This window comes from Pseudomonas sp. GG8, assembly GCF_052976945.1.
This window is the reverse complement of sequence record NZ_JBRIIP010000001.1, coordinates 1,910,601-1,927,488: the sequence shown is the minus strand read 5'-3', so window position 1 is coordinate 1,927,488 and position 16,888 is coordinate 1,910,601. Positions and strand designations below refer to the sequence as shown.

Here is a 16,888-nt window from a genome sequence, read left to right as displayed (position 1 = left end):
GATCCGTTTGCTATCAGCGCGCCGGCGGCTGTTCACCTACCGGTACAACAGCCATGGTCAGACGGGAAACACAGCTGACCTTGCCTTCATCGCTGGTCAGACGGATGTCCCAGACGTGAGTGGTGCGGCCGATATGCACTGGCCGCGCGACTGCGGTGACACGACCATTGCGCAAACCACGCAGGTGGTTTGCGTTGACCTCCAGCCCCACGCAAAAGAATTTTCCGGGATCAATACACAAGTAACTGGCCATGGAGCCCACGGTTTCAGCCAGTACCACCGACGCCCCGCCGTGTAACAGGCCGTAGGGTTGATGAGTACGGTGGTCGATGACCATGCTCGCGGTCAGAGAGCTCTCGTCGAATGCCTCGAAACGAATGTCCAGCACTTCACCAATGGTATTTTTCTGCAGCGCGTTGAGTTGGTCTATATCGGGAGTTTTAAGCCATACGCTCATGTTCAATCCTTTTAAGTGGCGCTCGCATGACGAACGCCAGACATAAATGGGTCACTCTTGCCACAGCACAACCTCGGACCGATCGCTCCATTCCTGGAAGCGGGCGCCATAGGTCGACTCGATGACCGCACGTTTTATTTTCAAGGTCGGCGTAAGAAAACCATTCTCGACCGCCCAACTATCTTTCACGACGATCAGCCTGCGCAAGCGCTCATGTTTGTCGAGAGCAGCATTGACCTCTTCAAGCAGCACTTCCAGGCTCTCATGCAATGCGCTACGGGCGCCGCTGGCTGCATCTTGCAGACCTGTTGCGGATAACACGCACAACACCAGCGGCGCACTCAAACCGTCGCCGACCACACACACTTGTTCGATGCGAGTGTGCACGGCCAGACGGTTTTCGATGGGTGCCGGCGCGACGTACTTGCCTTTACTGGTTTTGAAAATCTCTTTCAGGCGGCCTGTCAGACGTAAATAACCGTCGGCGTCCTGCTCGCCTTTGTCCCCCGTGCGCAAAAAGCCATCCTCGGTGATGGTTTCGGCAGTCTTGAACGGTTCCTTGAAATAACCCTGCATGGTCGCTCCGCTGCGCACCTGTACTTCGCCGCTCGGATCAATCCGGACCTCGACTTGAGGACAGGGCTGGCCGATCCAGCCAATTTTCTGCTTACCCGGCAGGCTGATGTGCGAATAACCGCAATTTTCAGTCATGCCGTAGACCTCCAGCACCTCCAGGCCCAAGCGCCGGTACCAGTTCATCAACGCCTCGGGGATAGGTGCGGCGCCGGACAATGCGATGCGCAGCGCATCCAGCCCCAACCCGGCCAGCACTCTGCGGCCCACGATTTTGCCGATGATCGGCAAGCGCAGGAGCGCGTCGAGGCGAGCGGCGGACATCTTGTCGTAGACCCCCATCTGGAACTTGGTCCAGATACGGGGCACACCGAACATTGCAGTGGGCCGGGCGCGCTTGAGATCGACCAGAAAGGTGTCCAGACTCTCAGCGAAAAACACCGTTTGCCCCGTATAGATTGACGCCATCTCGACGAACATCCGCTCTGCCACGTGGCATAACGGCAAGTAGGACAGCAGCCGATCCTGCTCCCCTAACTGGAATAGGCCGACCCCGTGGCTGGCGGCGAACGCCAAACCACCGAAGGTATGCATTACGCCCTTGGGCAGCCCGGTGGTGCCGGACGTGTAGATGATGGTTGCCAATTGCTCTGACGAGGGCGACGGGTTGTCCTGAATCGGCGCACAGGCCTGCAGCTCGGACCAGTTGAAGTCGAAGTCGGCCGTCGGGCAAATAGGCAAGGCAACAGTAGGCAAGCCGGGCCTGACGCCGCCAGCCATGCTCGCCCAATCATCGAGCTTGCCGACAAACACCAGTGCCGCTTCGGAATGCTCCAGCACTTGAGCAACGGATTCAGATGTCAGATTGGGATACAACGGCACCGATACATGGCCAGCCATCCAGATCGCCAGGTCGGCAATGATCCAGTGGGCGCAGTTCTTGGAAATGATCGCAATATGGCTGCCTTGGGGCAATTCACGTCGGCGCAGCCAGTGTGCCGCGCGCCGGGCCTGATCTCCGACATCAGACCAGCTCAACGTCTGCACGTGGCCGCCTGCCAATGGCTGGACCATATAGCGTTTGTTCGGATGACGGGCTTCGCGTTCGTAGAATACGTCGAGAGGCAAACGAATAGCGCCAGACATGCGACTTGCTCCTGGTTTTTTATTTCCGGGAAGCGTAGCTGACCAAGCACTTGCTTGGTAGTAATTTCAAAATCAAGTGCAGTGCGGTCGAGTGCCGAGATCAGCTCGGTCAAACAATCGGTGTCTGTGCGGCCGGATCAAGGATGCCGAATGCTGCACAGTTCCATCAGACCCGCCAGCGGAAAATCCCCTTCGAGCTCAGCCAGGCTGGCGGTGCTCATGGGTTGGGCCTCCCGGTAATGACCGTCGACAAGCAATCCCACCAGCGCTCCCACCAGCGGTTGATGGCCGACCAGGAGCACATCGTCCGTCGAATACAGATCCAGTTCGCTCAGAACCTTTTGCGGGTCGCTGTCCGGAGTCAACCAGGGAACGGTCACGATCGGCTCGTTGAACCCGAGGACTTGATGGACCAGTTCAGCCGTCTGCTGTGCACGCACATAGGGGCTGGCGATGATCCGGTTCAGCGGCTTGCCCAGCAGGTGCGCTGCACTTTTTAGCACGTCTTCGCGACCGTGAGCGGTCAGTTCGCGCTCGGCATCGCTGCGCGCATGGGAGTGAGCTTCGCCGTGGCGCAAAATCCACAATTTCACAGTTTAGGTTCCTCGTCTCGGACGGGATGCGGCGCAGGGGCAACGCAATGCGGCGCCTCGCCTTCGGGCGCTCGCGGCGCAGGCCAATCGGCGAAAGGCCAGGGCTTCTGGTCGCTGTGGAACGCGCCGAAACGACCGATCTGCGCCAGGTACTGACTCACGCTGTCGCCAAAGTTCATCAAGCTGCCACTCGGAGCGCCGTAGATCAGGCGGTAGCCCACCTGCACCAACACCACGCAGCCGAGCACGACTTGTGCCAATTGCCAGATCAATACGAACAGCAGCATCCACAGGATGCGCAGCAGGACCGACTCATTCTGTTCGAGTTTCGATTCGTTCAAGACCTTCACCTATTTCTAAGGGCTTCAGTTAAAGGGTGGCGCGGTTAAAAACCACTGGTGGAAATAAAGTCGACATCGGTTTTCGGCTCCGCACGCATCAACACTTCGATGACTTGATTGAGCGTACGGCCTTCGAAAAGAATCGCATGCAAGCCCGCGACCAGTGGCATATACACCTGCAACTCATCCGATTTGGCCTTGAGCACCTTCAGGGTATTCACCCCTTCCGCCACTTCGCCCAAACGGGTGACGGCCTCTTCAAGACTCAAACCCTGACCAAGGGCGAAACCCACCTGATAGTTACGGCTCTTGGGCGATGAGCAGGTCACGATCAAATCGCCGACCCCGGCCAAGCCGAGAAACGTCATCGGGTTAGCGCCCTGACTCACGGCAAACCGGGTCATCTCCGCCAAGGCACGGGTGATCAGCATGCTCTTGGTGTTTTCGCCCATGCCCAACGCAACCGCCATGCCCGCGATAATTGCGTACACATTCTTCAGCGCGCCGCCCAGCTCGACACCAAACCGATCGGCGCTGGCATACACGCGAAACGTCCGACCGTGCAGCGCGGCCTGCACCTGCTGGCAGAGGTCTTCATCTGCACTGGCCACCACCGTGGCGGTCAACGCGTGCTCGGCGATTTCTCGGGCCAGATTGGGTCCGGACAACACACCGATGCGCGCATTCGGGGCGATTTCTTCGAGGATTTCGCTCATCAGCTTGAAGGTGTGCGCCTCAATGCCTTTGGTCAGGCTCACCAACATCTTGCCGGTCAAAAGGTCAGCATGAGGCGCCAGCACCGAACGCAAGGCGCTGGAGGGCAAGGCGACGAAAATCAACTCGCTGCCGTTCAGTGTGGTCAACAAGTCCGTGACCGGCTCAACCGCAGGGTGAACCTTGATGCCTTTGAGGTACCGTGGGTTCTCGCGGTTGACACGGATCGCCTCGGCCTGAGCCGGGTCGCGCATCCACTGCCTGACCGGATAACCGTTCTCTGCCAGCAGATTCGCCACAGCAGTACCGAAGCTGCCGCCTCCAAGAACCGCAATAGGTTGCTGTTGAGTCATAACCAATCCATTTAGAGCCATCACATCTGGCGATGGCAGCATTATACGGGGCAGAGCCTGCGCGACCAGCCTTGAAGAGATTCAATTCAGGCCGATCAACACCCTACAAGTTCAATGGAAATTACCGCAGCGTCGGTTACCATGCCCGACTCCCCCTTTTGATGGCGTTTCGCGATGACCTGTCAGTCAAGGATAAGCAGTGTTTATGACCAATGGATCATAAAACTGTGTGCGCAGCTCACGTGCCTGCCGGGGAGCGATCCACCGCGGGTGGCAGGAGAAAGCGTCCGATGACTTTCCGCCTGAACTGGGGCATCAACACCCGCACCCAAATCATCAGTCTGGGACCGGCGCTGCTACTGACCTTACTGCTGATCAGCTTCTTCACCTTCGTGCGGATTCAGGACTTGCGTCAAGAATTGACTCATACCGGTCAATTGATCGCCAACCAGCTGGCTCCAGCGTCGGAATATGGCGTGATCGTGGGCAACGATGACGTTCTCGAAGGCCTGATGCGCGCTACACTGGCCACGCCCCACGTGCGCTTTCTGGAAGTGCAGGACAACGCCAACCACGTGCTGATGTACGTCGAGCAACCGAAGGAAAACGGCACACGACCCACTCAAGTGGAGATCTTCCAGGCACCTATCCGGTTACAGAGCCTCCCGTTGGGGAATGACGCCCTGCAAGCCCCGCCACCCTCGGCCAGCTCGTCGAATGAGGATTACCTGGGCCGGGTGATCGTCGGCATGTCCAACGATGCATTCAGTCAGCGCCAACAAGAAATCCTGCTCAAGGCCGGGATTCTGGCACTGTTTACTCTGCTTTTTACCTATATCCTCGCCCGTCGCCTGGCGCTGAGCCTGTCGCAACCGATCAGCGACATGGGTGAAGCGGTCAAGGCAATCCAGCAAGGTGACTACAACAGGCCATTACCGGTGACCGACGACAGCGAACTGGGTGACTTGGCGCGACACATCAATAACCTAGCCTACGGACTTGAACGCGCCAGCCGCGAACAGCAACAGACCATTGACCAACTGATTCAGACCCGGGAAGAAGCCGAACGCGCCAACAGCGCCAAATCCAACTTTTTGGCCATGATGAGTCACGAACTGCGCACGCCCATGAACGGTGTACTGGGGATGCTGCAGTTGATGGAAACCACCCAAATGACCGATGAGCAGACTGAATACGCTGCGTTGGCGACTGAATCAACCGAGCATTTACTGCGGGTGATCAACGACATCCTCGACTTCTCGCGTATTGAGCGCGAAGCGCTGGCGCTGGAGCATATACCGTTCAATCTGGCTGAACTAATCAGCACCTCGGCCCAGGCTTTCCACCATAACGCCCAGCAACGCGGCATCTCGCTGGAGCTGAATATCCCTCCGGGACTGGAGACCCTGGAGGTCGAAGGTGATCCGACCCGTATTCGGCAAATTCTGGTCAATCTGATCGGCAACGCATTGAAATTCACTGACCTGGGTAGCGTACAGATCGAGACCCGGTGGCAGCCTCTGGATCAGGAGTCGGTCTGGTTCACCTGCACGGTATGCGACAGCGGCATCGGCATCTCCGCCGAGCGCCTGGAACTGATGTTCAATGCCTTTGAACAGGCGGACAGCTCGATCTCCCGGCGGTATGGCGGTACTGGGCTAGGTTTGCCTATCGCCAGAAGCCTGGCCGAGCGGATGGGCGGAACGCTGCGGGCACGGAGCGAAGAAAGCATGGGATCAATCTTCACCCTTGAGATTCCGCTGGCGCTGCACAGGAAAAAAGCCCCTGAACAGGTACCGACCTTCCTCGCGGGTAACAGCAACGGCAAAAATCAGCATGTGCTGCTGGTTGAGGACAACCCGGTCAATCAGACCGTGGTCGAGGCGATGCTGCGCAGTCTGGGCTTCCAGGTCAGCGTGGTCAGCGATGGGGCGCAGGCTGTGAGCGTGGCTCAGACTGGAAATTTTGCGGCGATACTCATGGATTGTCGCCTGCCAGTGATCGACGGCTACGAAGCGACGCGGCAGATTCGTCAACTGACAAACTGCATTCAGGTGCCCATCATCGCCCTGACCGCCAACGCATTGCACGGTGATCGGGAGGCCTGCTTACAGGCGGGAATGAGCGATTACCTCGCAAAACCCTTCAAACGTACTGATTTACAGCAAGTTCTTCAGCGTTGGCTGCCCTTTCAAGCATCTGCGACTGGCGATAAATGCTAAATTACGGCAGTCTTAGTGACCAGATCAGCTCGCAAACGCTGCTTGGATAATAATTCCAGTGCACAAGTGTACTTTCATTTCCCTTGTGCTGTGACTTTCACTACAACGCAATAGTCTATGAGTAGGCTGACGGCAGAGACCTGGCGCGTCAGCCGGACAGGAAAATTTGCCTTACCCTGCCGCACAGGATTATTGAGGAGCTCGCATGACCCAACAAAACGCCTATACCCGGGAAGACCTGCTGCGCTGCAGTCGCGGTGAGCTGTTCGGCCCAGGTAACGCGCAACTGCCCGCCCCGAACATGCTGATGGTAGATCGCATTACCCATATCAGCGCAGAGGGTGGCAAGTACGGTAAAGGTGAATTGGTCGCCGAGCTGGATATCAATCCGGACCTGTGGTTCTTCGCCTGTCACTTCGAAGGTGACCCGGTGATGCCAGGCTGCCTGGGCCTTGATGCCATGTGGCAACTCGTCGGCTTCTATCTCGGTTGGCAGGGTAATCCTGGCCGCGGCCGAGCTTTGGGGTCGGGCGAAGTGAAGTTTTACGGTCAGGTTCTTCCGACCGCAAAAAAAATCACCTACAACATCCATATCAAACGCACCATGAAAGGCAAACTGGTCCTGGCAATTGCCGACGGCACCGTGAGCGTTGATGGTCGCGAAATCTACAGTGCCGAAGGCCTTCGGGTCGGCCTGTTCACTTCCACTGAAAATTTCTAAGGGTATCCGCATGCGCCGCGTCGTTATCACTGGTCTGGGCATTGTTTCCTGCTTGGGCAATGACAAAGACACCGTTTCCGCTAATCTGCGTGCAAGCCGCCCTGGCATCCGTTTCAATCCGGAATATGCCGAAATGGGTCTGCGTAGCCAGGTTTCCGGCTCCATTGACCTCAACCTCGAAGAGCTGATCGATCGCAAGATCTATCGCTTCGTCGGCCATGCAGCGGCTTACGCTTACCTGGCCATGAAGGACGCTATCGTCGACTCCGGGCTGTCCGAAGACCAGGTGTCCAACCCGCGCACAGGCCTGATTGCCGGCAGCGGCGGCGCGTCGACGCTTAACCAGATGGAAGCGCTGGACATCCTTCGCGAAAAAGGCGTCAAGCGCGTTGGCCCATACCGCGTCACGCGGACCATGAGCAGCACCGTCTCCGCCTGTTTGGCCACCCCGTTCAAGATCAAGGGCCTGAACTACTCCATCGCGTCTGCCTGCGCCACCAGTGCTCACTGCATCGGTAACGCAATGGAACAGATCCAGATGGGTAAACAGGACGTGGTCTTCGCCGGTGGCGGTGAAGAGGAGCACTGGAGCCAGTCGTTCCTGTTCGACGCGATGGGCGCTCTGTCCAGCCAGTACAACGAAACGCCGGAGAAAGCCTCCCGCGCTTACGATGCCAAACGTGACGGTTTCGTCATTGCCGGTGGCGGTGGCATGGTCGTGGTTGAAGAGCTGGAGCATGCTCTGGCTCGTGGCGCGAAAATCTACGCAGAAATCGTCGGCTACGGTGCAACGTCAGATGGCTACGACATGGTCGCCCCAAGCGGCGAAGGCGCTATTCGCTGCATGCAAATGGCGCTGTCCACTGTTGAAGGCCCGATCGACTACATCAACACTCACGGGACTTCGACTCCGGTCGGCGACGCGAAAGAGATGGAAGGTGTACGTGAAGTCTTCGGCACCAATGCGCCTGCTATCAGCTCGACCAAAAGCTTGTCGGGTCACTCTCTGGGCGCTGCCGGCGTTCACGAGGCGATCTATTGCATGCTGATGATGGAAGGCAACTTCATTGCTGGCTCTGCCAACATCGAAGAGCTGGACCCGGTTGTCGCCGACATGCCGATACTGCTCAAGACCCGTGAAAACGCAAAAGTCGATCAGGTCATGAGCAACAGCTTCGGCTTCGGTGGCACCAATGCCACCTTGGTGCTGAAACGCTGGCAGGGTAAGTAATACCTGCATATAAAACGGCACCCTCGGGTGCCGTTTTTCTTCGCTTTTTTTCGCACCCACAGCACCTTGTGACACCTCCCTACGTAGCCGAATGCCATGGACGAATATGATCGCAATGTCGGCGCAAGGCCTGGCATCTCACGTGGTAGCGACCCCAAGCGAATGAAGAGGCCCTACTTACTCGGTATAGTTTCAATTACAGCCTTCTTTTTTTTAGCTGCAGTTCCCGTGCATGCCCAAAATTCACCAAGTCCGCTGGCCAGAGACGATGTCAAAAACGCCACGGCCTTCGTCAGCCAGGCACAGCAGATCGTTGCCAAGGCAACCCTCAAAGCTCACTGGAGCGGCCCCGAGTCCGGCCCTCCCGCCCCTCGGGGAAAAAACATTGCCTTTGTGGCAGAAGATTTACGCAATGGCGGAATTATCGGTGTTGCGCAAGGCGCACGCGAGGCGGCAGCGGTGATGGGCTGGTCGCTCAAGATATTCGATGGCGGCGGATCTTCAGCCGGACGCGCGAAAGCATTTGCCGATGCGCTGGCAGCAAACCCCGACGGCCTTATCCTGTGCGGCTCCGATGCACGCGAGAACCATGCAGCACTGAAAACCTTTGCCAACCAAGGCGTGCCTGTCGTTGCCTGGCACGCGGGCGCGCAACCGGGGCCGATTGCCGGCACGCCTGTCGCCATGAACGTCACCACCGACCCGGTGGAGGTCGCGCGCCTCACTGCATTGGCGGCAGTAGCGCAATCAATGGGTCATGCTGGCGTGGTCATCCTGACCGACTCCAGGTACAGCATCGCCACAGCCAAGGCCAAGGCCATGGAAGACGTCATCCAATCCTGCAAAGGGTGCACCCTGCTGGAAGTGCGCGACATCGCAATCTCCGAGAGTGGCGAGCGTATGCCCGCGATTACAAGGGATCTGCTCCTGCGATACGGCAAACGCTGGACGTATATGCTGGCCATCAACGATATATATTTCGACTACTCAACTGCAACGTTGACCAGCGCCGGGATACCGAGCAATGGGCTCAATCTGCTGTCTGCCGGAGATGGCAGCGCTTCCGCATTTTTGCGAATTCAGGCAAAAACTTATCAGACCGTCACAGTGGCCGAGCCTCTGAATTTGCACGGATGGCAGGTGATGGATGAATTGAACCGACTCCTTGCAGGGCTCCCTGTCAGCGGATTCGTAGCGCCAGTTCATCTGGTCAATGTCGACAACGTCGCTTTCGATGGCGGGGAGAAGTTCCAGTACGACCCAGACAATGGCTACCGGACTATGTACCGCCGCCTATGGAACCGCTGACCGTGAACGTGACGTCCCGACTCACCGCCGTGTATCGCCAGCTACTCCCGCAATCGCTACGCGCTCAGTTCATCCTTGCATTTCTAGCGCTGACCCTGTTGATCCTGGCGGGCGGCGCGACGGCGGTCTACGCCCTGCGTACATCAAACAACGCCGCCCGAGAGCTGACCAAAGAGCAACTGGTCCGCATGCAAGCTGGACAGGACATGCTGCAGAGCACTCTGCTGATCGAACGCCAGACGGATCAACTACTGACCACCCCCTCTTTCGATACCCTGCGTTCAAGCTATGCAGAGACGGTTAAACAGCTTGAGGCACTTGATCGCCTGGTGGTTCAGCTGACAACCGCGAGCAATGCTGTCGCGATACTTGACGTGCATCAGTCAAGTCAACTATTTCGCAATACCGCCAATATCGTGGCTCAACTGCGCGAAGGCATGCTGCAAACCGAAGTCGACTTCGAGCGCACCCTGAAGGATCGTACCAGTCGCTTGATCGGCACCCAAACTCAAGGCAGCCCGGAACTGGCGGTTCTGCTGTACAACTTGCCCGTCGTGAGTGACCGCAATGCGGTGGAGCTGCTGCGTACGCGGTTCATGCGCAAAGCCGCCGCGACACGCGAATTACCCGATGCAGTGCGAAACGATGTCGCCACCCTGCAATCACAACAACCTGACCCCATTGATCCTGATGCACAAGATCCGTTCTCCCTACGCCTGAAACTGATCAGCCAGCACGACGTTCTAGAGCACTTTCATGACGCTCTGGAAAACCAGGCAGAATCCTTGGTGATGGTCGCACGCGAGCAATCCGCCGCGTACACCCAAGACTACCGGGAAGCCGTGCAGGATCTGGTCGAGGCCTCTAATCGCAGCCAGCAATGGATCCTCATCATGCTGGGCGGCAGCCTGATACTTGCATGGTTTGTGACGCGCATATTCATGGGGCGTCATGTGCTCGTGCGCCTGAATGAGATCAGCCGCCAGCTACGGCAGGAGCGTATCGACGATACGTCGCTAGTGATGGAGGTGCAGGAGAAGGACGAGATCGGCGACATGGCACGCGCCGTGAATCAGTTTCTGAAAGATCGCCAGCAGCTTGAAAGAAAAACCGCCGAATTGAGCACCGTCAAAGAACGGCTCGCCTTGCAAAACTCACAATTGCAGCAGGAGGCCGTTGTACGCACCGGCCAGGGTCACGTCCTTGAGCTGATAGCGAAAAGTACCGAACTCCAGGAGGTCCTCGACAGTCTGGCCCATCTGGTTGAATCGCAGATGAACGACATGATGGTGTCCATCCTCCTGCTGGACGAAGAGGGAACTCATCTCCTGCATGGGGCCGCACCCAGCCTGCCGAAGACCTACACCCAGGCCATCGACGGGGTTGCAATCGGCCCGAAGGTCGGTTCATGTGGCACTGCCGTATATCGACGGGAACCGGTGATTGTTGCTGACATTGAGGACGACCCGTTGTGGGAAGATTATCGATCAATCGCAGCGCCCTACGGCCTACGCGCCTGCTGGTCGACCCCCATCCTGTCCCATGATCGAAAGGTCCTGGGAACCTTTGCCTTGTATTCCCGTACGGTCCGCAGCCCCGTCAAGGTCGAGATGCAGCTGATTGGCATAGCGACACACCTCGCCGGAATCGCAATTGAGCGCAAACACACGGAAAACCGCATCCGCTACATGGGAGACCATGATGCATTGACCGGACTGCCGAATCGCACGCTGCTGGAAGACCGCCTCAAACAGGCCATCCTTTACGCTCAACGTTGTGCTCGCCGGGTAACGGTGGTGTTCATCGACTTGGATAAATTCAAACTGGTCAATGACAGTCTGGGCCACAGCGCCGGGGATGAGCTGCTGAAAACCGTCGCCAGCCGAATGGTCCAATGCGTGCGACGCACCGACACGGTCGTTCGACTGGGCGGCGACGAATTCGTGATCATCCTGTTCGATCAGCCCTCTGACGCCGACGGTATCACCCCGGTCCTGCAGAAAATCCAGGAAGCCATCCTGCAACCCATCCAGCTCAACAGGCACACACTCCATGTCACCTGCAGTATGGGACTGGCCACCTACCCTGCCGATGGAACCGACACCGAGACCCTGCTCAGAAACGCAGACGCCGCCATGTATCGGGCTAAGGAGCTGGGCCGCAATAGTTACCAGTTCTACACCAGTGAGATGAACAGCAAGCATAAGGGCAAGCTTGCCATGCAGGACGGGCTTCGAAATGCAATTGACCATGAGGAGTTCCTGTTGCTGTATCAGCCCCAGGTGGATTTACACTCAGGTCAGGTCATCGGCGTGGAAGCACTGATCCGCTGGCAGCACCCCACACTCGGCATGGTTTCCCCCATCAAGTTTATTCCGCCAGCCGAAGAAACCGGATTAATCGTGCCCATTGGCGATTGGGTGATCCACACAGCCTGCAAACAGAACAAAGCCTGGCAGGATGCAGGCATGCCCCCAATCACCGTGTCAGTCAATATTTCAGCACGCCAATTCATCGAAAGGGACTTGGTCAGCCGGGTGCAGCACGCGTTGCAGGACAGCGGGCTGGACCCCAGATACCTAGAGCTGGAACTGACCGAAAGCTTGATCATGCAAGACCTTAAGCAAGCCATTGTCAAAATGAAGGAACTGCAAGCGATGGGGATAAGCCTCTCGATCGACGACTTCGGCACCGGCTACTCAAGCCTCGCCGCACTGAAAAGCTTCCCCATTGCCCGACTGAAAATTGACCAGTCTTTCGTGCGTGACCTTCCCGATAACGAGAATGACAGGGCCATCGCCACGGCCGTGATTTCATTGGGGCATAAACTGAACCTCAAGGTGATCGCCGAGGGCGTAGAAACCGAACAACAGAAAGTTTTCCTGCGTGAAAACGGCTGCGATGAAATGCAAGGCTATCTGTTCAGCAAGCCTGTCTCGGCACAAGAGATAGAGCAGCTGCTTCTGCTGTAATACGCCAGTTCCATACCGCAAAGTGCCGCTTCATCTCTGAGAGGTTTTCCATGACCATCACTGTCAACACGCTGTCCGGCAACGGCTATCGCCACAGCATTGAAATCAATCACAAACATAAGCTGCTGACCGATCTTCCTGTAGGCCTCGGCGGCGAAGACTCCGCGCCCGATCCTCATGATTATTTCGATGCAGCCCTGGGCGCGTGCAAGGCATTGACGCTCAAGCTGTATGCCGAAAAACACGAAATCCCGCTGACCGGTGTCACTGTCGAGGTCACACGCGACAGCAGTCAGGAGCGGGAAGGCAAGTATCATCTGCATGTCGAACTGACCCTTGAGGGCATGCTGAGCGATGAGCAGCGTACCCTGCTGCATCGCATCGCAGATCGCTGTCCGGTACACAAGCTGATGACCACGACTGAAGTCAGCATCGAAACTCACCTGACAGAAGGCGCCTTCGACCAATAACGCCGGACACATCAACGCGGGTTATGCTTTGTGCATCGACCCGCACTGCTTGCCGAGATGACGCTCATGATCGTAATCAAGCCCCGCACAGAAGATGTCGAAGGCCAACCGATTCTACGCCCGCTGCCGTCAGCCAAATGCCGCAGTATCGGCCCTTTCGTTTTTTTTGATCACATGCTGGAAACGGATTACCCAGCTGGCAGCGGCATGAATATCCGTCAACATCCGCATATCGGCTTGTCTACCCTCACTTACCTGTTCGAAGGCCAGCTCTTGCACAAGGACAGCCTTGGCAGCGACCAGTTGGTCCTACCCGGTGATGTAAGCTGGATGACGGCCGGTAGCGCCGTTGCCCACATCGAACGCACACCGGAAAAGCTGCGCAGCAGCGGCTCACGCTTGCATGGACTGCAGGTCTGGCTGGCGTTACCTAAACCATACGAACAAGGCCCAGGGCATTACAGCCATCATCCCGCACAGACACTGCCGGTTAGCGATAACCTCGGCGTCTGTATTCGGATGATTGCTGGCAGCGGGTTTTGCCTGTCATCACCGGTACCGGTGCTGTCGACTACGTTATATGCCGAAGTAAGCCTGCAAACCGCCACTGCGCTGACGATCCCCGCTGACCACGAAGAGCGGGCGCTGTATGTGGTCAGCGGTGACGCGCAACTGGATGGCGAGCCGATAGAGGCGCGCAGTTTGATCGTGCTGCCGGTCGGAGAAAGCGTGACGTTATGCGCTGACAGCGCATGTCATGCCGTGCTGATTGGCGGCGCCGCGCTGGACGGACCACGACGGATCAACTGGAATTTTGTGGCCAGCGACCCGGCGCTGATCGATCAGGCACGAGCGCGCTGGGCGGTCGGTGATTGGCCGACGGTGCCGGGTGAAAGCGAGAGGATCGAGTTGCCTTAGTTTGAATCCGGGTGCCTGACACTCCGCCATCGCGGACAAGCCCGCTCCTACAAATTGAATGAGTGGGCTTGCAGGCCGCGATAGACCCGACAGGATCTCGGTTATCAGCCTTTGAACACCTCATCCAACAAATTGTGCATCGACGCAAACGCTCGCTTCGCGGTTTTGGCGTCGTACATCATCATGCCCGGCGTGTTCGCTTCCGGATCGGTGAACGAGTGCACCGCACCGCCGTAGCTCAGCAATTGCCAGTCCACGCCCGCCGCGTTCATTTCAGCTTCGAACGCAGGCAGTTGCTCTTTAGGCACCAATGGATCGGAAGCGCCATGCATGACCAACACCGCCCCCTGGATATTTTTTGCGTCCGCCGGGCTGGGTGTATCCAGCGTGCCGTGGAAGGATACCGTCGCTTTCAATGCAGCACCGGTACGGGCCAGCTCAAGCGAGCAGCAGCCGCCGAAACAAAACCCGAAAGTCGCCAACTTGAGGGTGTCTACAGGCGCGTCTACCTGAGACTTCAACGCGTCGAGCGCAGCCTGCATGCGCTTGCGCAGCAATGCCCGATCATTTTTAAGCGGCATCATCGCTGCGCCCGCCTCATCGCCATTTTTCGGGCGCGTACCCTGACCATACAGGTCGGCCACCAGCACGACATAACCTTGCTCTGCCACCGCCTGAGCGATTTTTTCCGCACCTTGGCTAACGCCCATCCAGTTGGGTGCCATCACCAGACCCGGACGCGAGGACGCGTCACCGGAATCAAACACCAAACGGCTCTCGTAGGGCTGGCCATCAATCTGATAAACCACTGAACGAACAGTCACGTTGCTCATTGCTGACCTCCAAAGAAAATGACTAAAAAAAATCCCGCCGAGGCGGGATTTTCATACCGGGTGTTTAAACCGACAACTCTACCAAGAGCTTGTTCAGACGGCGCACATAAGCGGCTGGGTCTTTCAAGCTATCACCTGCGGCCAGGGCCGCCTGATCGAAGAGAATGTGCGACAGGTCGCCGAATCGCTCTTCACTCTGCTCAGTATCAAGTTTGGCAATCAATGGGTGGGCCGGATTGAATTCGAAGATCGGCTTGGACTCCGGAACCTTCTGGCCACTGGCCTCGAGAATCTGACGCATCTGCAGACCGAGGTCCTGCTCGCCAATCGCCAGAATCGCAGGAGAGTCGGTCAGGCGGTGGGAAACCCGCACTTCACTGACTGCGTCGCCCAGAGCGACTTTCAGCCGTTCGATCAAGCCTTCTTTATCCTTGGCGACTTCTTCCTGGGCTTTCTTGTCCTCTTCGGAATCAAGCTTGCCCAGATCCAAGTCACCACGGGCCACGTCGACAAAACCTTTGCCGTCGAAGTCGCTGAGGTAGCTCATCAGCCACTCATCGATACGGTCGGTCAACAGCAGCACTTCGATGCCTTTCTTGCGGAAAACTTCCAGGTGCGGGCTGTTCTTGACCTGAGCGTAAGTTTCGCCAGTCAGGTAATAGATCTTGTCCTGACCTTCCTTGGCGCGCGCCAGATATTCAGCAAGCGCCACAACTTGCTCACCGCCGTCTTCATGGGTCGACGCAAAGCGCAGCAAGCCGGCAATTTTTTCTTTGTTGGCGAAATCTTCTGCCGGGCCTTCTTTCATGACCTGACCGAAGTTTTTCCAGAAGCCTTTGTATTGCTCAGGCTCGTTCTTCGCCAGTTTTTCCAGCATGTCCAGCACGCGCTTGGTCAGCGCCGACTTCATCGAATCGATGATCGGGTCTTTCTGCAGGATTTCACGGGATACGTTCAAAGACAGGTCATTGGAATCGACCACGCCCTTGATGAACCGCATGTACAACGGCAAGAACGACTCAGCCTGGTCCATGACGAATACGCGCTGGACATAGAGCTTCAGCCCACGCGGCGCTTCACGCTGATACAGGTCGAAAGGCGCACGGCCCGGAACGTACAGCAACGAGCTGTATTCCAGCTTGCCTTCGACCTTGTTGTGGCTCCAGCTCAGTGGGTTTTCGAAATCGTGAGCGACGTGTTTGTAGAATTCCTGGTATTCCTCGTCCGTCACCTCAGTGCGCGGACGGGTCCAGAGTGCGCTGGCGCGGTTGACGGTTTCCCATTCCAGCTCAGGTGCAGCTTCACCTTCGACAGCGGCCTGTTCTTTCGGCAACTGGATCGGCAAAGCAATGTGATCGGAGTACTTCTTGATGATGTTGCGCAGACGATAACCGTCGGCGAATTCACCTTCAGCGCTTTTCAGGTGCAGAACGATACGGGTACCACGATCAGCTTTCTCAAGGGTCGCGATTTCGAACTCGCCTTCGCCCTTGGACGCCCAATGCACGCCTTCGCTGGCAGGTACGCCAGCACGGCGGCTGAACACTTCAACCTTGTCGGCAACGATGAACGCTGAATAAAAGCCCACACCGAATTGGCCGATCAGGTGCGAATCTTTCTTCTGATCGCCGGACAGGTTCTTCATGAAGTCAGCAGTGCCCGACTTGGCGATAGTGCCCAAGTGGGTAATCGCATCTTCACGGCTCATGCCGATGCCGTTGTCTTCGAGCGTGACGGTTTTCGCGTCCTTGTCGAAGCTCACACGGATTTTCAGCTCAGCGCCGCCTTCGAGCAAGTCCGGTTTGGACAACGCTTCGAAACGTAATTTGTCGACAGCGTCAGAGGCGTTCGAGATCAATTCGCGAAGGAAAATTTCCTTGTTGGAATACAGCGAATGGATCATGAGGTGCAGCAGTTGCTTTACCTCGGTCTGGAAGCCCAGGGTTTCCTTTTGAGTTTCCACACTCATGGTTATCAAACTCCAATCAGATGGCACAAGCCGCATACACAGCGGCGGGATGTCATCAAAATGGGGG

At 57.1% G+C, this 16,888-nt stretch carries 14 protein-coding genes; 7 read left to right on the top strand and 7 right to left on the bottom strand.

What is annotated here, in order from left to right:
• Positions 1–13 precede the first annotated feature (13 nt).
• The 5 genes from ACVBEG_RS09390 to ACVBEG_RS09370 form a co-directional block, all read right to left on the bottom strand.
• Positions 14–457 carry a hotdog fold thioesterase gene (locus ACVBEG_RS09390; protein WP_322215884.1) on the bottom strand — a complete coding sequence of 148 codons (444 nt, stop codon included), beginning with the start codon at positions 455–457 and terminating at the stop codon, positions 14–16.
• A gap of 51 nt (positions 458–508) precedes the next feature.
• Positions 509–2,176, bottom strand: coding sequence for an AMP-binding protein (locus ACVBEG_RS09385; protein ID WP_322215882.1), 1,668 nt, complete (start codon positions 2,174–2,176; stop codon positions 509–511).
• A gap of 137 nt (positions 2,177–2,313) precedes the next feature.
• Positions 2,314–2,769: a phosphohistidine phosphatase SixA gene (gene sixA, locus ACVBEG_RS09380; protein ID WP_322179526.1), complete on the bottom strand. Its 456-nt coding sequence runs from the start codon at positions 2,767–2,769 to the stop codon at positions 2,314–2,316.
• A complete protein-coding gene (locus tag ACVBEG_RS09375; RefSeq protein WP_322179527.1) occupies positions 2,766–3,110 on the bottom strand; it encodes a DUF4389 domain-containing protein in 345 nt (114 codons plus the stop codon). Before ACVBEG_RS09375 ends, sixA begins: the two co-directional genes overlap by 4 nt.
• 44 nt (positions 3,111–3,154) lie before the next feature.
• A complete protein-coding gene (locus ACVBEG_RS09370) occupies positions 3,155–4,177 on the bottom strand; it encodes an NAD(P)H-dependent glycerol-3-phosphate dehydrogenase (RefSeq protein ID WP_219060825.1) in 1,023 nt (340 codons plus the stop codon).
• A gap of 290 nt (positions 4,178–4,467) precedes the next feature.
• On the opposite strand from ACVBEG_RS09370, the gene ACVBEG_RS09365 reads away from it, so the two are divergent.
• The 7 genes from ACVBEG_RS09365 (at position 4,468) to ACVBEG_RS09335 (ending at position 14,019) form a co-directional block, all read left to right on the top strand.
• Positions 4,468–6,399 (top strand): response regulator, encoded by a 1,932-nt coding sequence (locus tag ACVBEG_RS09365; RefSeq protein ID WP_447107614.1) that lies wholly within the window; start codon positions 4,468–4,470, stop codon positions 6,397–6,399.
• A 205-nt stretch (positions 6,400–6,604) separates the two neighbouring features.
• A complete protein-coding gene (gene fabA / locus ACVBEG_RS09360) occupies positions 6,605–7,120 on the top strand; it encodes a 3-hydroxyacyl-[acyl-carrier-protein] dehydratase FabA (protein ID WP_219060823.1) in 516 nt (171 codons plus the stop codon).
• A 10-nt stretch (positions 7,121–7,130) separates the two neighbouring features.
• Entirely contained in the window at positions 7,131–8,351 is a 1,221-nt protein-coding gene (gene fabB / locus ACVBEG_RS09355) for a beta-ketoacyl-ACP synthase I (protein ID WP_322179529.1), read from the top strand.
• Positions 8,352–8,447: 96 nt separating this feature from the next.
• A complete protein-coding gene (locus ACVBEG_RS09350) occupies positions 8,448–9,659 on the top strand; it encodes a substrate-binding domain-containing protein (RefSeq protein ID WP_447107613.1) in 1,212 nt (403 codons plus the stop codon).
• Positions 9,647–12,631: an EAL domain-containing protein gene (locus ACVBEG_RS09345; protein ID WP_447107612.1), complete on the top strand. Its 2,985-nt coding sequence runs from the start codon at positions 9,647–9,649 to the stop codon at positions 12,629–12,631. The genes ACVBEG_RS09350 and ACVBEG_RS09345 overlap by 13 nt, the downstream gene beginning before the upstream one ends.
• A 50-nt stretch (positions 12,632–12,681) precedes the next feature.
• Positions 12,682–13,101: an OsmC family protein gene (locus tag ACVBEG_RS09340; RefSeq protein WP_322179532.1), complete on the top strand. Its 420-nt coding sequence runs from the start codon at positions 12,682–12,684 to the stop codon at positions 13,099–13,101.
• A 57-nt stretch (positions 13,102–13,158) separates the two neighbouring features.
• Complete coding sequence (locus ACVBEG_RS09335) at positions 13,159–14,019, top strand: pirin family protein (protein ID WP_447108451.1); 861 nt, start codon at positions 13,159–13,161, stop codon at positions 14,017–14,019.
• A gap of 104 nt (positions 14,020–14,123) precedes the next feature.
• On the opposite strand, the gene ACVBEG_RS09330 is transcribed toward ACVBEG_RS09335, so the two are convergent.
• A complete protein-coding gene (locus ACVBEG_RS09330; protein WP_322179533.1) occupies positions 14,124–14,852 on the bottom strand; it encodes a dienelactone hydrolase family protein in 729 nt (242 codons plus the stop codon).
• A gap of 64 nt (positions 14,853–14,916) precedes the next feature.
• A complete protein-coding gene (htpG, locus tag ACVBEG_RS09325; RefSeq protein ID WP_322179535.1) occupies positions 14,917–16,821 on the bottom strand; it encodes a molecular chaperone HtpG in 1,905 nt (634 codons plus the stop codon).
• Positions 16,822–16,888 lie beyond the last annotated feature (67 nt).